The organism is Methylomonas sp. BG-2, from assembly GCF_057766305.1.
The window spans coordinates 14,740-29,748 of the sequence record NZ_JBYMAP010000015.1 but is presented as its reverse complement, the minus strand read 5'-3'; the positions used below and the strand labels follow the sequence as shown (position 1 = coordinate 29,748).

Sequence of the window (15,009 nt, the reverse complement as noted above, 5' to 3'; positions counted from 1 at the left end):
GAAAAACGCATTGTCTCTTGGCGTATTCAGGGAAAAATCGCGGGCGATTCTATACCGTGACCAGCTTGCCAGACAAGGCATTGTCGCGGGCATATTCCAGCGCAACCGTAATCGTGCGGCTTGGTACACTCTAATCAAGCAAGGTGTTGCCGATGCGCCTCAAGACGGTGCTGTTACTTTCGTTGCTGCCGACTGCCGAGCGCACCGTATTGGTGAATAACCCGTCTGTTAAACACTAACGCGCGAAATTCTGTTGGTTTTTTTTACATAATCGAATCCTAATGTTTATAAGGCATTGATATATATGGTCATGCATTCTTGGTACGCATATTGCAGTAACGAAACTGACATGTGCATTTGGCATGAAGTTAAATGCGCCTGTCTCTCCTATGATCGGTATTGTGGACCATTATCGGTTGTAGGAAAGGTTGGCTATTAGGATGGCCTTTTGTTAACGTTAACTATGGGGAAAATCAATGAAGATGATTTTATCTTTCAAAAAATGTTTGGCGGTGTGCCTGTTGATGGTTGCCAATGCTGCTTCTGCAAGTGTTGTGTGGGAACCTACCGACGGTGACATCAGTTTTATCACCCTTGCTTCTGTGTTGGGTTTTCCGGCTGCAGAATTCGGCATTTTCGAAGACTCCGCCACATCAAGCAGTGCAACGCCGGTTTTGACGTTCACTGGCGGCGCTACCATCAGCTTTGCGGCTGGTAGTGGGCCCGACTGGACCGTGAGCTTGCTCAGCGATCCTAGCGTTACCGGCACATTGAAAGGCTCAAGTCATTTTCAATTTGGTATAAAAACCAGCGGTGGCACTTGGACCAATGTTAAGAAAGGGTTGGAATTGGTTGACAACTCCTACCTGCTGGCATTCGGTAGCAAATTGCTAACTGACATCGCATTGGTTACCGACATTACGCCGTCAACCGTCGTTGACGATGATCCAGTCTCACAAGTTCCGCTGCCGGCTTCCGTTTGGATGTTGACCAGTGCTTTGTTGGGCTTGCTGTACACTGGCCGTCGTAAATCGGTTGTGAATGCCTAATTAGCTATTCGTTAGGTAGTTTGGAAACCGAGGCCCGCGTTCAGCGGCCTCGGTTTTTTTTTGCTCGGCCTTTTTTGGGTTTCGAGGCTTTACGATGCGGCGCGCGGTAGCGGTCCGCCAAATGATGCAGAGCCAAGGCCGCCATGATTAACGCGGTGCCGATGACGGTTTTAATGGATATGGGTTCCCGATTGGCCAGATATCCGAGCAGCAACGATAATACCGGCGTCATCAGGTTCATCATGGCTACGTTGGTGGCCGGGAATTGTCCGAGCACGTAGTAATACAAGGCAAACCCCACCGCTGTTGCCACGACACCGAGATAGACGATGGCATACAGGGTTTGCGGTTGAATTTGTGCCGGGAAGGCGCCGCCTTCCAGTATGAACCAAGTCAAGAAGTACAAAGGCACTGAAATCAGCAATCCGCCGGTGATCTGCTGTACCGCAGGCAGTTTGGCGTCGATTTGCTTGACCCAGACCGCGCTGGCCGCGTGAATGAAGGTGGCCAGCAATACACCGAGCATGCCTTGGATGGCCATCGGGTTTAGCTCCATGGCCGAGCTGAACATCACCGCCAAGCCAAAAGTGCCGAGGCTATAGGCCAGTAGTTTTCGCCAACCCAGGCTGCGTTCCTTGAGATAGGCGGCTGCCATGAATGCCGTCATGAATGGGCTAAGGCCGAAAATGACCGAGATCCAGCCTGACGGTACGAAACGCGCTGACCAGTACGTGATCAGCATGCTGGCGTAAATCTGCACCGAAACGGCTAAATAGGTGCGTAGCGCTAACCGGTGACCCGGTAAACCCTGCCGGCGTAGCAGCAGGAGAATCAGCAGGCAGGCCAAACCGATCGACATCCGGCCGGTCGCGCCGAATACATAGCCGACACCAACGCTGCTCCATTTAATCGCCAGCGGCGTCGTCGTCCAGATCAGTACGACGCCGAAATAGGCCAACGCGAGCCGCGGTTTCAACTCGGATGCTGTCGGTCGGCGATCAACTGCTCGACGACAGCCGGATCGGCCAACGTGGACGTGTCGCCCAAATCGCCGAATTCGTTGGCGGCAATCTTGCGCAAGATACGGCGCATGATCTTGCCGGAACGGGTTTTCGGCAGTCCCGGCGACCATTGAATCGCATCGGGCAGTGCAATTGCGCTGACTTCGTCGCGAACTAGATTCTTCAGTTCCGCTTTCAGGGTCTCGCTACCTTCGACGCCGACGTTCAACGTCACGTAAGCGTATATTCCTTGCCCTTTAATTGGATGCGGAAAGCCGACGACCGCGGCTTCGGCGACATGATCGTGCAGCACCAATGCGCTTTCGATTTCGGCGGTACCCAAACGGTGGCCGGAAACGTTCAGCACGTCGTCGATACGGCCGGTAATCCAGTAATAGCCGTCCGCGTCGCGGCGAGCGCCGTCGCCGGCAAAATAGTAGCCGGGAAATTTGCTGAAATAGGTATCGACGAAGCGCTGATGGTCGCCGTAGACGCTACGGGCTTGACCCGGCCAGGGAAAGGTCAACACCAATATGCCTTCCGCCTCGCCGTCGAGCACCCGGCCTTCCGCATCCAGAATGGCCGGCTGTACCCCGAAAAACGGTAAGGTCGCCGATCCGGGTTTCAACGCGGTGGCGCCCGGTAGTGGCGTAATCAGAATGCCGCCGGTTTCGGTTTGCCACCAAGTATCGACCACCGGGCAGCGCTGGTCGCCGACCACCCGGTAATACCATTCCCAGGCTTCGGGGTTGATGGGTTCGCCGACACTGCCGAGCACCCTTAGGCTGGAGCGGCTGGTACGCTGGACATAGGTGTCGCCTTGCGCCATCAACGCCCGAATTGCGGTGGGTGCGGTATAAAAAATATTGACCTGATGTTTGTCGATGACTTGCCAGAAGCGATCGGGCTCGGGATAGGTCGGCACCCCCTCGAACATCAGCGTGGTCGCGCCGTTGCAAAGTGGGCCGTACAGGACGTAGGAATGCCCGGTGATCCAGCCTATGTCGGCCGTGCACCAATAAACGTCGCGTTCCCGATAGTCAAACACGTACTTGTGAGTCATCGCGGCGTACAGCAGGTAGCCGCCGGTCGTGTGCAAAACGCCCTTGGGCAGACCGGTCGATCCGGACGTATACAGAATGAACAAGGGATCCTCGGCATCCATCAACTCCGGCGCGCAGCTCTCGTCGGCGCTCCGCATCGCTTCGTGGTAGCAGACGTCGCGGCCGTCGGTCCACGGAATATCGTGGCCGGTATGCTTGATGACGACGACGGTTCGCAGATTCGGGCATTGCTTGGCGGCCTTGTCCACGTTGAGTTTGGAATGGACGATTTTGCCGCCCCGGTAGCTTTCGTCGGCGCAGATCAAAAACCAGCAGTCGGCGTCGAGTATCCGATCGCGCAAGGCATCGGCGGAGAAGCCGCCGAACACAATGGAATGAATCGCGCCGATTCGAGCGCAGGCCAAGATCACGACGGCGGCTTCGGCGATCATCGGCAGGTAGATACAAACCCGGTCGCCTTTGCCGACGCCGTGCGATTTCATGACGTTGGCAAACTTGCAAACTCGGCGATGCAGTTCCCGGTAAGTCAGGGTGCTGTGATGGCTCGGATCGTCGCCTTCCCAGATGATGGCGGTTTGATCGCCGCGAGTTGCCAGATGCCGATCCAGGCAATTGACGGTGACATTCAGCTTGCCGCCGATGAACCACTGAATCTCGCCGCGCGGGTAATCGTGAGCCAGCACTCGATCCCACCGGCGTTCCCAATCCAAAAATTGTTCCGCTTGTTCGGACCAAAAGGTTTCCGGATCGTCTATCGATTGCCGGTACATTTCAAGGTAGCGGTCATGGTCGATATGGGCGCCGGCGGCGATGGCCGGGATCACCGGATAGAGTTTCTGGTCGGACATCTTCATCTCCTTTTTAATAATCGTGGGCGACAGCTTGGCTAATTCGGGCGACGCCGCTGAGTTGCGCCGGTTGCCAATGGTGGATTCCCCAGTCGAGTAAATCCTTGATCGAGGCGTTACGCAACGACGCGGGAGGCTCTTGCTTGAGCAAGCCGAGCAACCGGTATAAGGTGCGACCGGCGGTACCGACGCCGACCGCCGCCGCGCGACTTTGTTTACTGAGTTTTTGGCCGGTTTCGTCGACGATGACGGGAATGTGCGCGTACGTCGACGGAGATTGCCCAAGTAACCGGTACAAATAACCTTGCCTCGGCGTGGAGTCCAATAAATCGCAACCCCGCACCACATGATTGATCCCATGGCGACAATCGTCGACGACCACCGCCAATTGGTAGGCGAAAATCCGGTCCTTGCGCAGGACGACAAAGTCGCCGACTTGTTCGGCCAAGTTTTGTCGAACCGCTCCTTGCAAGCGATCGATAATTTCGATTTCTTCGTTAGGACAGACGAGCCTTAGCGCATGAGCCTGGGTGGGATCGGTATCCCGGTTTCGACAATAGCCGGGGTAGCGGTCCGGCGAATCGGCCAATTGAGTCCGGCTGCAAATACAGCGATAAAGCAGGTTCCGGTCGCGGAGCCGTTCGATCGCGGCGGCGTATTCGGCCAGATGCCGGCTCTGGAAGTCGATTTCGCCGTCCCATTGCAGCCCGAATCCGAACAAGGCGTCGATGATGCGTTCGGCGGCGCCCGCCACGTTACGCGGCGTGTCGAGGTCGTCGATTCGCAACAGCCAGCGGCCACCGTGGCTGCGGGCGTCCAGAAAGCTGGCCAGCGCGGTACAGAGCGAGCCGAGATGAAGTGGGCCGGTGGGCGAGGGCGCGAACCGGCCGATGTAGCGTACCGAATCGGGTTGCCGGATCAACCCAGTTGTTTCTCGCGGATTTCGTCCAGGGTTTTGCAATCGATGCACAGGGTCGCGGTCGGGCGAGCCTCCAGGCGGCGGATGCCGATCTCGATGCCGCAGGTTTCGCAATAACCGTAATTGCCGGATTCGATTTCCTTCAGGGCTTCGTCAATCTTCTTGATCAATTTACGCTCCCGGTCGCGGGTGCGCAATTCCAGACTGAATTCGGACTCCTGGGTGGCTCTATCGTTGGGATCGGGGAAATTGGCGGCTTCGTCCTGCATATGCGTGACCGTGCGGTCAACTTCCTTCATCAGGTCGGATTTCCATTTGTTCAAAATCGCAGCAAAGTGTTTGAGCTGCGCTTCGTTCATGTACTCTTCGCCATCTTTTTCCTCGTAAGGTTTAAAAGAATATTCTGACGTAGCAGGTTGAGAATTGTTCATCCAATGACTCCTGGCGGACTGAAAAAATCGGGGCTTTTTATCAGAATAGCCAGGGGCAAGCAAGAAGTTTGTTATGATGCGGCTCTTTTGGTTTCTGGGTCGGCATTGATGAAGCAGCATATTGCGGAACGGATGCGCGGGATCAGCGCGTTTTACGTGATGGCGCTGTTGCAGCGCGCGAAGCAATTGGAAGCTCAGGGTAGGGATGTGATCCACATGGAAATCGGCGAGCCGGACTTTCCAACGCCGCCGGCGGTGTTGGCCGCCGGGAATCGGTTTTTGCGGGCCGGTGAAGTGAAATACACCCCGGCCGCCGGATTGCCGCCGTTGCGAGAAGCCATCGCCGAATATTACCGGGCCGCCGGCATCAAAGTCGACGCCCGGCGAATCTTCGTGACTCCAGGTGCTTCCGGCGCCTTTTTGTTGGCGTTCGGCATCAGCATCAATCCCGGCGAGCGAATTCTGATGGCCGATCCTTGTTATCCCTGTAACGACAATTTTGTCCGTCTGTTCGGCGGTTGTAGCGGTTTAATTCCGGTCGGCGCGGACAACGATTACCAACTCGATGCCGACCTGATCGCCGAACATTGGGACGCGGATTGCAAAGGGGCGTTGATTGCATCGCCGTCGAATCCGACCGGGACCGTGATTAGCCAGGAAGCGCTACGTCATGCCATCGCCAAGGTTGCCGAGTTGGGCGGTTGCTTTTATTCGGACGAAATCTATCACGGCTTGGTTTACGACGACGCGGTGACCAGCGCGTTGGCATTTAGCGACGAGGTATTCGTCATCAACAGTTTCTCCAAGTTTTTCGGCATGACCGGTTGGCGGGTCGGTTGGTTGGTGGTTCCGGACGAATTTGTCGATGCCGCCGAACGCTTGGCGCAAAACATCTTTATTGCCACCTCGACCCAATCGCAGTACGCCGCGTTGGCCAGCTTTACGCCGGAAAATCTGGCGGAACTGGAAGCGAGGCGCCGCGAGTTTCAGCGCCGACGCGACTTTCTGTACGAGAATTTGCCGAAACTGGGATTTCGCATTGCCCGCAAACCGCAAGGCGCGTTCTACGTCTACGCGGAAAGCAGCGATCTGGCGGACGACAGTTTCCAATTCGCCAAAGAGTTGTTGGAGAGTCAGGCCGTGGCGGTGACGCCGGGCCGGGATTTTGGTGTTTATCGCGCCGATCAGCACATTCGTTTTGCATATACCGCTTCTGTCGATAGAATGGCCGCCGCGCTGACCCGATTGGAAACCTTTTTATGTCGATAACCCAATACACCCCGCAACAACTTAAACAACGTCTGGAAGCCGAGCCGGCGCCATTATTGCTGGACGTTCGAGAACCTCATGAGTTCGCCTACGCTCGCATCGAAGGCAGCCAATTAATTCCGTTGCAACAGATTCCGCAACGCTTGGACGAGTTGGATACCGAACGCGACATCGTGGTGATCTGCCATCACGGGATGCGCAGCCAGCAAGCCTGCTTCTTTCTGCAACACCACGGCTATAGCCGCTTATACAATTTGCAGGGCGGCATCGACGCTTGGTCCTTGATCTGCGATTCCGGCGTTCCGCGTTACTGATAGACACCGGTTGCCATTGGCCGCGCGATCGGCAAATGGCAATGATCGCGGCCGCGTTGCCCGCGAAACCGCTGCGTAAGGCGTGTTCTCCGGAAGCGGTAGCAAGCCGATCGCTAAGCCTGGGTTTTCGCCCGCTGGGGCCGGACCTGACTCGAAGAATTTTGATCCGCAATTAAAAATAAAAAATCGCCATGTTTTTAAAAGAGTTTTATGAAATTCGCGATGGTGGCGTCACCATCAGCGCCGAACAGGCCAGTATGTTTGCCAAGGAAGTGGCGCACGACTTCAATCCGCTGCACGACGCCGATGCCAAGCGCTTTTGCGTGCCCGGCGATTTACTGTTTTCGCTAGTATTGGAAAAGTACGGACTGAGCCAGAACATGCACTTTATCTTCTCGGGCATGGTGGGTCACAACGTTTTGTTGAATTTTCCGGAAACCGATGCCGAACGCTTCGATGTAACCGACAGGCAACAAGACAAAACCTATCTGCAGATCGAGCGTTCCGGCGACGTCATCCGCGATCCCAAGCTGATCGAAGCCCTGATCCGCGATTATGTGGCGTTTTCCGGCCAGAATTTTCCCTACGTGCTGGTACCGCTGCTGGCCAAGGAAAATGTGATGTTCAACATTGACCGGCCGTTGGTGATCTACGAAAGCATGACGCTACATCTGGATTGCATGCAATTCAGCGAGCCGCGTCTGGAAATGATGGAGCCCAAGATGGAGGTCAACGGCAAACGGGCAACCGCATATCTGCATTTTCAAATTCTTAGCGGCGACGCGGTGGTCGGTTCCGGCTTCAAGAAGCTGGCGGTCAGCGGCTTGCGGGATTACGAAGTCGAGCCGATGCAAGCTTTCGTCGACGAGTATCTGGCGCGCAAGCACGGATATCTGAGCAACCTGGCGGTCGCCGAGGTCGGCTGAGGATTCCGCGATCGCCGGTCGTTCACAGCCGCGAGCCGGAGCGGTATACACGGCCGCGATTAAGGACTTAACCGGGCGACAGTCTAACCGTGGCCGCCAGGCCGCCCAGCTCGGCGGATCGGCTCAAGGCCAGGCTGCCGCCGTAGTAGCCGGCAATGTCGTGGACGATGGCCAACCCCAGCCCGTGGCCGGGCGTGGCTTCGTCCAGGCGCAGTCCGCGCTGCACCATTTGCCGCAATTGCTGTTTGTCGCAACCGGGGCCGTCGTCCGCAATCCGGAGGGTCAAGCCTTCTCGTTCGATGACCTCGATCGCGATCCGCGATTTGGCCCACTTGCAGGCGTTATCGAGCAAGTTGCCTATCATTTCCAACATGTCCTCGCGGTCCAGATGCAACAACTGGTCGGGCGCCCGGATCTCGAAAGACAAGGCTTTTTCCGCGTAAATCACCCGCATCAGCTCGGTCAGAGCGCTTAATTCGGCATGGGGATTGAAGGTCGCGCCGGGTTGGGCGTTTCCGGAAATCCGCGCCCGTTTCAATTCGCGGTCTATCCGTTTCAATATCGTTTGGTTCTGTTGTTCCAACTGTCGTTTCAGTTCCGGCAATTCACGCAGCGCCGGATTCTCGGCCAGCCGAAACAGCATCGCCAACGGCGTTTTCAAGGCATGCGCCAGATTGCCGATCGCGGTCCGCGATTGGTGTAGCCGACGTTCGACCAATAGCAGTAGCCGATTGACTTCCTTGACCAGCGGCCGGATTTCGAACGGAACTTCGGCTTCGATCTGCCGCTGTTGGCCGTGGGCGATGGCCGCCAGTTCGCCGGTAACCGCCCGTAGCGGCCGCAACGAACGTCTGACGTCGGCGGTTTGCAGCGCGATGGCCGCGACCAGCACCGTTAGACTCAATGCCAGATAGCCGATCCGGATCGCGGTAATGTCCCGGCCGATGTCGGTCAAGTCCTCGGCGGTACTGATGCTGATGGTGTGGCCGGCTTTAGCGAATCCTCGACTTAAAACCAATAGCAGTTGGTCGTGGGGACCGGACTTGAAATGAAATTGTTTGCTGGTATCGACGGCCATGGCCTCGAAAGGTAGCGTCGTGTCGGCGAGCGAGCGCGAATAAATCGGCTTGCCGTCGATGTGCAGCACGAAATAATGGCCCGAAAATGCTTGGCCGTAGACCGAGCCGGCGTGGCTGGTATCGAAGCTAGGCTGGCCGTCGGCGTCAAAATCGAGGGTGTCCAGTATCGAGTCGCCGTCGTGGGTCAGACGGGTGAGCATTTGTTTTTCGGCGACCGAACGGATCACCCAATCCGCCGCCAGCCAATGCAAAGCAAATATCACGCATAAAATCACCGCAAGGCCGCGATTCAGCCGTAAGCGTAACGAAATCACGCGGTTTGCCCAAACACATAACCCTGACCGCGCCGGGTGGCGATCAGATCCTTGCCGAGCTTGCGGCGTAAACGATTGACGTAGACTTCGATGACATTGCTGTCCGGGTCGCCGTCCATTTCGTACACGTGCTCCATTAAATCGGTTTTCGTCAAAATCTGGCCGGGATGCAGCATGAAATAGCGTAACAGCCGGAACTCCAGCGACGTTAACTGAGTGGATGGCTGGCCTTCCACGGTCACGGTTTGAACTTCTTCATCCAGCGTAGCGCCGGCACAGCTCAGGCCGGTGTTGGCGATCCCGTGGCAACGCTTTAACAGCGCCCGGATTCTTGCCTGCAATTCTTCAATATGAAAAGGCTTGCCCAGGTAATCGTCCGCACCGGCCTTGAAACCGTCTACTTTTTCATGCCAGGCGTCGCGAGCGGTAAGCACGATGACCGGCATCGCGTTTCCGGAGGCCCGCCACTGTTTCAGCACCGCCAGACCCGAGAGTTTCGGCAGTCCCAAATCCAAGATCGCGATGTCGTAATTCTCGGTGGCTCCCAGAAATTCGCCTTGCTCGCCGTCGTGGGCCAGATCGACCGCGAATCCGGCTATTTCAAGCTCGGTCTGGATCGAGTGGGCGAGGTCGGTGTCGTCTTCTATCAGTAGCAATCTCATCGCAAAAGGGTGGACGGTAAAAAGGGGTATTGTAGTGCAGCGATTTAGGCAAGTGGTTCTCGGCGCGTTTCCAGCGGCGTGACAAAGTACTTGCAATCTCGCCGGCTTGGTAATGATTTAATCTATTTTTAATCACCCGTTCAGAACGGGTTTATCTGAATCTGGTCTGATACATTGCGGCTAACCCGCTTGGCCCAGTCCCTCTGGTCGGCCGGGAGTCGCCGGTGAACACGGTTGCGGACGTTTTTGCGGCGCCCCTTCCGAGTTCCCGTTTCATTTTGTCTTCGAACCGTACTCAGGGCCGCGGTATCTGATCGACTTTGTTTAGCCTTCGACGGACGCTACACGAAGAAGCCCCATCCAACGTTTCGCCCGCGTGGCATAGTCGTTATTGTCGTTTGCCTAACCCTACCGTCGCATGAGGCTTATCCGCGGGTGTCTACGGATCGCCATATTTTGTCGGCGCAAAAAAAAGCCCCCGTCCACGAGTGACGGAGGCTGTGCAGTTTTGCTAGCTTCGGAGGGGTTGCTAGCTTAACAACGAGGGAGGTACAACGAGGAACTTAAGCACGCAGGTTCCGATGCAGGTCCAGATTGCTGGACAGCGACGCGGCGCCGAACAATAGTGTGGAGAAAATGAACTCGCCGGAAACGAAACCGAACACGCCAGCGGTAAAAAACAGGCCGGTTAATACGTCTCTATAAAATAAAAGGGGTTTGTTCATGTCGGACTCCTAAGACTGCATCGGTAAATTTCTGAAGACGGTTCCATGATAACAATTATGAAATTATTTACAATAATGCTGATAGTGCATGATTTGTTTTCAATCATGAAACAATAGAAGGCGGATGCAATTCTCGACCGTATTGAAGCTCGGCGCATTTGCGGCGTATGCTGTCGACTCACTGATAGGGAGAATGCCGCTATGAGTCATCACGCCAATGTATTAAGAGCAATTTTTCACGATCCGATCAGCGCCAACATTCATTGGCGGGAAGTCGAATCGTTGCTACGCCACCTGGGCGCCACGATAGAGCCCAGCCACGGCGCCAGATTTCGGGTGGTGTTGAACCAAATCGAAGGATTCCTACACCATCCGCACCACGGCGGCGTGTTCGCCAAGCAGGACGTCAAACACGTCCGGGAACTGTTGGCGCGGGCCGGCGTCACGCCGTCTTCTTACGACGAACGGCACGGAACCTAAGCGGCGCCGTTGTTACCAATCCGATACGACTACCAACGCATTGAGCAAGCCGACGATGACTGAACCAAACGCCGTTTTTCAACGTTTCCTGACCACGCCGCTGGACGAATTATTGGGCAAGCAAGACGCCGAGTCCGAGGCGAAATTGTTGGCGCTGTTCCAACGCTGCGCCGCCGAAGTACCGGCCTACCGCCAGTTTTTGACCGAGCGCGGGGTCAACCCCGAGCAAGTGGTCGACTATGCCAAATTCTCCCGCTTACCGTTAATGGGTAAGCAAGACTACATGCGGGCCTATCCGTTGCCTCAACGTTGCTTCGGCGGCAGTTTGGCCGGAGCCGACCGGGTCGCGGTATCTTCCGGCTCGACCGGCCAGCCGACATTCTGGCCACGTTCGGCTGCTGACGAATTGGATGTGGCCTTGCGTTTCGAGCAAGTTTTCAAGGACAGTTTCGCGGCCGATCGCCGGACGACGCTGGCCGTGGTGTGTTTTGCGCTGGGCAATTGGGTCGGCGGTTTATTCACCACCTCGTGCTGTTGGCATTTGGCGCGCAAGGGCTACCCGCTAATGGTTGCCACGCCGGGTAACAACAAGGCCGAAATCTTTCGGGTCGTGCGCGAGCTGGCGCCGCAATTCGAGCAAACCGTGCTGCTGGGTTATCCGCCCTTCATCAAGGATGTGATCGATGCCGGTTGCGCGGAGGGCATCGTTTGGTCTGACTATCAACCCAAACTGGTGTTTGCCGGCGAGGTGTTCAGCGAGGAGTGGCGGGCGTTGGTTGGCGAACGCATCGGCGCCGCTGGAGCGGAATTCGCTTCGGCGTCGCTTTACGGTACCGCCGACGGCGGGGTATTGGGTAACGAAACACCGTTGAGCATCGCGATTCGGCGCTGGTTGGCCCGCCATCCCGACGAGGCTCGCGCGTGGTTTGGCGAATCGCGCTTGCCGACACTGGTGCAATACGACCCGGCCAGCCGGTTCTTCGAAGTCGAAGCCGATACCTTGGTGGTATCGGGCCAGAACACTGTCCCGTTGGTGCGCTACCACATTGCCGACAAAGGCGGCGTCATCCCTTATCGGCAAATCTGGGAGCGGTTGCGTGGCGCCGGGATCGATTCAGTAGCCGATTTGGGTTTGCCCAGCGATTTTAAACCGCGCGAACTGCCGTTCGTGTTTGTGTTCGGCAGGGCGGATTTCACGGTGTCGTATTACGGCGCCAATATTTATCCGGAAAACGTCACGGTGGGCCTCGAGCAGCCGGCGCTGACCGGGTGGCTGACCGGCAAATTCGTGTTGCAAGTCAGGGAAAATGCCGCCGGCGACAGTGAGTTGCAGGTCGCTGTGGAAGTGTTGCCGGACCTCGATCCTCAGCAAATCGATGCGTCGCGGGTGGCCGAATCGATCAAAATCCAGTTGTTGCGGCTCAATAGTGAGTTTGCCCATTACACGCCGGCGGAGCGGCAAACCCCACGGGTGACATTGCACCGTTTCGCCGATCCCGAGTATTTCCCGGCCGGCGTCAAGCATCGCTACACCCGCAAATAGGATAATCGCGCCGCCGGATCATGCCAAAATTAGAACATATCATCGAAATATTCGATAAGCGACGGTTTTTATTAGCAATTTTTCTTGACAAGCTGTCGCCCGCCGCCTTAAGTTAACCGGCAAGTCACGTTACGCTGACCGGACCGCCGGAAGCCAGTGCGTCCCGCACGGGGCCGCTGGCTTTTTTGTATCTAAATTTCAAGGATTTAAACATGGCACATTGGTATCCCGACAACTCGCAGTCCATCGGCAACACGCCGCTGGTGCGTTTGAACCGCATCGCCGACGGCGCGCCGGTGACCTTGCTGGCTAAGGTCGAAGGGCGCAACCCGGCTTATTCGGTGAAATGCAGGATCGGCGCGGCAATGATTAACGATGCTCAGCGCCGCGGCGTTTTAGGCCAGGGTAAGGAAATCATCGAACCGACCAGCGGCAACACCGGTATCGCGCTGGCCTTCGTCGCGGCGGCGCGCGGTATTCCGTTGACATTGACGATGCCGGAAACCATGAGTCTGGAACGTCGCAAATTGTTGGTGGCCTACGGTGCCAAACTGATTTTGACCGAAGGTGCCAAAGGCATGAAGGGCGCGATTGCGAAGGCCGAGGAAATCGCTGCCTCGGAACCGGAGCGTTATGTGTTGTTACAGCAGTTTAAAAACCCCGCCAACCCGGAAATCCACGAACTGACCACCGGCCCGGAAATCTGGAACGACAGCGACGGCGCCATCGACATTTTCGTGTCCGGCGTCGGTACCGGCGGCACGATCACCGGCGTATCGCGCTACATCAAGTTAAAGCAGGGCAAGCCCATTCACACCGTGGCGGTCGAGCCGGAAGCCAGTCCGATTCTGACTCAATTCCGCGCCGGACAGGAATTGCAACCGGCACCGCACAAAATCCAGGGCATAGGCGCCGGCTTTGTGCCGGACGTTCTGGATTTGTCGTTGGTGGATCAGATCGAGTTGGTCAGCAACGACGAAGCCATCGACTACGCCCGCCGCTTGGCCAGGGAGGAAGGCATCCTGGCCGGTATTTCCTGCGGCGCGGCGGTGGCGGTGGCGGTCAGAGTTGCCAAACAGCCGGAAAACGTCGGCAAGACCGTCGTCGTGGTCTTGCCGGATTCCGGCGAACGCTATCTGAGTTCGGCGCTGTTCGAAGGTTTGTTCGACGCCCAAGGCTCGGCACTATGAACGAAGCGGCGTTGGCGGTTGCCTCTCCGTTTTGGGGCATTGATGATCTGGTCGCGGAACTGCGGGCGATACGTTTGCATTCGCTCGAGGAACGCCATCGCCGCGAACATCCGCCGAAATTGCCGGCCCGCAAGGTGTTGGCGCAAGTCGTCGAACAATTGGGGGCGGTCTTGTTCCCCAATCGTCTCGGCCGCCCGGACCTGACCGATGAAGGCATCGATTATTTCGTCGGTCAGACCCTGGATAGCCTGCTGCGGGATTTAAGCCGGCAGATTGCGTTGGAATTGCAATTCGTCGCCGAGCAAAACGGCGAAAGCATAGATGTTTGGCGGCGGGCAAGCGAGCTGACTCGCGAGTTTGCCGCCAAACTGCCCAGCGTCAGATTGCTGATCGATAGCGATATCCGCGCCGCCTACGAAGGCGATCCCGCGGCCCGTTGTCCTGACGAAGTGCTGGCCTGTTATCCCGGCATCACCGCCGTGATACATCATCGGGTGGCCCATCTGTTGTACGGCTTGGGCTTGCCGCTGGTGGCGCGCATCGTCAGCGAAATCGCGCATTCGGCCACCGGCATCGACATTCATCCCGGCGCCCAAATCGCCGACAGTTTTTTTATCGACCACGGTACCGGCGTCGTGATTGGCGAAACCGCGATCATCGGCCGGCGCGTGCGTCTGTATCAGGCGGTCACGCTGGGCGCCAAGCGCTTTGCCACGGATGAAAACGGCATGTTGGTCAAGGGTAACGCCCGTCATCCTATCGTCGAGGACGATGTGGTGGTTTACGCCGGCGCGACCATTTTGGGCCGGATTACGATAGGTCGGGGTTCGACGATCGGTGGCAATGTTTGGCTTACCCACAGCGTGCCTCCCGGCAGCCAGGTCAGTCAGGCGCAAGTTCGCAGTGAAATGTACGAGTCCGGCGCGGGGATTTGAGTGAGTTCGGGCAACCGATTGAAATTCAAAAAATATTTTGAAGTTGCTCAGATTCAGGTCGGGGAATTGAGCCAATAGCCGATACGCCGGCCAAACTTTCTTCGAAAAATATCATACAGCCCGCCACTGGCGAGCGCGAAGCAGCCGCAGCAAAAAAATAACTGTTTAATAACAAAGTCCTAGCTCGGTTTCTTTGTTAGCGCAACGCTGCTCGAATCAAGGTATACGATATTTTTAGATATTCATATCGCGAATGGACA

16 protein-coding genes are annotated in these 15,009 nt (G+C 56.6%); 9 read left to right on the top strand and 7 right to left on the bottom strand.

What is annotated here, in order from left to right:
• Both AC3B8H_RS02685 and AC3B8H_RS02680 read left to right on the top strand, forming a co-directional pair.
• Positions 1-220: hypothetical protein (locus AC3B8H_RS02685; protein ID WP_488440074.1), on the top strand; the 220-nt coding region annotated here is incomplete at its 5' end.
• A 256-nt stretch (positions 221-476) separates the two neighbouring features.
• Entirely contained in the window at positions 477-1,049 is a 573-nt protein-coding gene (locus AC3B8H_RS02680) for a VPLPA-CTERM sorting domain-containing protein (protein WP_488440073.1), read from the top strand.
• A 40-nt stretch (positions 1,050-1,089) separates the two neighbouring features.
• On the opposite strand, the gene AC3B8H_RS02675 is transcribed toward AC3B8H_RS02680, so the two are convergent.
• From AC3B8H_RS02675 to dksA, 4 genes are read right to left on the bottom strand one after another with little or no spacing between them, the layout of a single operon-like run.
• Positions 1,090-2,025, bottom strand: coding sequence for a DMT family transporter (locus AC3B8H_RS02675; RefSeq protein ID WP_488440072.1), 936 nt, complete (start codon positions 2,023-2,025; stop codon positions 1,090-1,092).
• On the bottom strand, positions 2,022-3,962 hold the full coding sequence (gene acs, locus AC3B8H_RS02670) for an acetate--CoA ligase (RefSeq protein WP_488440071.1): 1,941 nt from the start codon (positions 3,960-3,962) through the stop codon (positions 2,022-2,024). The genes AC3B8H_RS02675 and acs overlap by 4 nt, the downstream gene beginning before the upstream one ends.
• A gap of 13 nt (positions 3,963-3,975) precedes the next feature.
• On the bottom strand, positions 3,976-4,884 hold the full coding sequence (gene gluQRS, locus AC3B8H_RS02665; RefSeq protein WP_488440070.1) for a tRNA glutamyl-Q(34) synthetase GluQRS: 909 nt from the start codon (positions 4,882-4,884) through the stop codon (positions 3,976-3,978).
• Entirely contained in the window at positions 4,881-5,312 is a 432-nt protein-coding gene (gene dksA, locus AC3B8H_RS02660; protein ID WP_064031780.1) for an RNA polymerase-binding protein DksA, read from the bottom strand. The genes gluQRS and dksA overlap by 4 nt, the downstream gene beginning before the upstream one ends.
• A 108-nt stretch (positions 5,313-5,420) precedes the next feature.
• Between dksA and AC3B8H_RS02655 the strand changes: the two genes are divergently transcribed.
• The 3 genes from AC3B8H_RS02655 (at position 5,421) to AC3B8H_RS02645 (ending at position 7,821) form a co-directional block, all read left to right on the top strand.
• Positions 5,421-6,581 carry an aminotransferase class I/II-fold pyridoxal phosphate-dependent enzyme gene (locus AC3B8H_RS02655; protein WP_488440069.1) on the top strand — a complete coding sequence of 387 codons (1,161 nt, stop codon included), beginning with the start codon at positions 5,421-5,423 and terminating at the stop codon, positions 6,579-6,581.
• A complete protein-coding gene (locus tag AC3B8H_RS02650; RefSeq protein ID WP_488440068.1) occupies positions 6,572-6,895 on the top strand; it encodes a rhodanese-like domain-containing protein in 324 nt (107 codons plus the stop codon). The genes AC3B8H_RS02655 and AC3B8H_RS02650 overlap by 10 nt, the downstream gene beginning before the upstream one ends.
• A 191-nt stretch (positions 6,896-7,086) precedes the next feature.
• A complete protein-coding gene (locus AC3B8H_RS02645; protein WP_488440067.1) occupies positions 7,087-7,821 on the top strand; it encodes a DUF3581 domain-containing protein in 735 nt (244 codons plus the stop codon).
• 67 nt (positions 7,822-7,888) lie between these two features.
• On the opposite strand, the gene AC3B8H_RS02640 is transcribed toward AC3B8H_RS02645, so the two are convergent.
• From AC3B8H_RS02640 to AC3B8H_RS02630, 3 genes are all read right to left on the bottom strand, one after another.
• Positions 7,889-9,214, bottom strand: a complete 1,326-nt coding sequence (locus AC3B8H_RS02640; RefSeq protein WP_488440066.1) for a sensor histidine kinase — start codon at positions 9,212-9,214, stop codon at positions 7,889-7,891.
• Positions 9,211-9,876, bottom strand: a complete 666-nt coding sequence (locus AC3B8H_RS02635; protein ID WP_488440065.1) for a response regulator transcription factor — start codon at positions 9,874-9,876, stop codon at positions 9,211-9,213. The genes AC3B8H_RS02640 and AC3B8H_RS02635 overlap by 4 nt, the downstream gene beginning before the upstream one ends.
• 563 nt (positions 9,877-10,439) lie before the next feature.
• Positions 10,440-10,601, bottom strand: a complete 162-nt coding sequence (locus AC3B8H_RS02630; protein WP_168030662.1) for a hypothetical protein — start codon at positions 10,599-10,601, stop codon at positions 10,440-10,442.
• Between the two features lie 201 nt (positions 10,602-10,802).
• On the opposite strand from AC3B8H_RS02630, the gene AC3B8H_RS02625 reads away from it, so the two are divergent.
• The 4 genes from AC3B8H_RS02625 to epsC all read left to right on the top strand — a co-directional run bounded on the left by AC3B8H_RS02625 (position 10,803) and on the right by epsC (position 14,749).
• Complete coding sequence (locus AC3B8H_RS02625) at positions 10,803-11,081, top strand: type II toxin-antitoxin system HicA family toxin (protein WP_488440064.1); 279 nt, start codon at positions 10,803-10,805, stop codon at positions 11,079-11,081.
• Between the two features lie 55 nt (positions 11,082-11,136).
• Complete coding sequence (locus AC3B8H_RS02620; protein ID WP_488440063.1) at positions 11,137-12,624, top strand: phenylacetate--CoA ligase family protein; 1,488 nt, start codon at positions 11,137-11,139, stop codon at positions 12,622-12,624.
• A 212-nt stretch (positions 12,625-12,836) separates the two neighbouring features.
• Positions 12,837-13,814 carry a cysteine synthase A gene (gene cysK, locus AC3B8H_RS02615; protein ID WP_488440062.1) on the top strand — a complete coding sequence of 326 codons (978 nt, stop codon included), beginning with the start codon at positions 12,837-12,839 and terminating at the stop codon, positions 13,812-13,814.
• Entirely contained in the window at positions 13,811-14,749 is a 939-nt protein-coding gene (gene epsC, locus AC3B8H_RS02610; protein WP_488440061.1) for a serine O-acetyltransferase EpsC, read from the top strand. The genes cysK and epsC overlap by 4 nt, the downstream gene beginning before the upstream one ends.
• The last annotated feature ends 260 nt before the right edge of the window (positions 14,750-15,009 follow it).

Bases quoted from the DNA above. Each gene is read 5' to 3' on its own strand.
- acs (WP_488440071.1), bottom strand. From the start codon at position 3,962: ATGTCCGACCAGAAACTCTATCCGGTGATCCCGGCCATCGCCGCCGGC.
- dksA (WP_064031780.1), bottom strand. From the start codon at position 5,312: ATGAACAATTCTCAACCTGCTACGTCAGAATATTCTTTTAAACCTTAC.
- AC3B8H_RS02655 (WP_488440069.1), top strand. From the start codon at position 5,421: ATGAAGCAGCATATTGCGGAACGGATGCGCGGGATCAGCGCGTTTTAC.
- AC3B8H_RS02635 (WP_488440065.1), bottom strand. From the start codon at position 9,876: ATGAGATTGCTACTGATAGAAGACGACACCGACCTCGCCCACTCGATC.
- AC3B8H_RS02680 (WP_488440073.1), top strand. From the start codon at position 477: ATGAAGATGATTTTATCTTTCAAAAAATGTTTGGCGGTGTGCCTGTTG.
- AC3B8H_RS02625 (WP_488440064.1), top strand. From the start codon at position 10,803: ATGAGTCATCACGCCAATGTATTAAGAGCAATTTTTCACGATCCGATC.
- AC3B8H_RS02620 (WP_488440063.1), top strand. From the start codon at position 11,137: ATGACTGAACCAAACGCCGTTTTTCAACGTTTCCTGACCACGCCGCTG.
- AC3B8H_RS02650 (WP_488440068.1), top strand. From the start codon at position 6,572: ATGTCGATAACCCAATACACCCCGCAACAACTTAAACAACGTCTGGAA.
- epsC (WP_488440061.1), top strand. From the start codon at position 13,811: ATGAACGAAGCGGCGTTGGCGGTTGCCTCTCCGTTTTGGGGCATTGAT.
- AC3B8H_RS02630 (WP_168030662.1), bottom strand. From the start codon at position 10,601: ATGAACAAACCCCTTTTATTTTATAGAGACGTATTAACCGGCCTGTTT.
- cysK (WP_488440062.1), top strand. From the start codon at position 12,837: ATGGCACATTGGTATCCCGACAACTCGCAGTCCATCGGCAACACGCCG.
- AC3B8H_RS02645 (WP_488440067.1), top strand. From the start codon at position 7,087: ATGTTTTTAAAAGAGTTTTATGAAATTCGCGATGGTGGCGTCACCATC.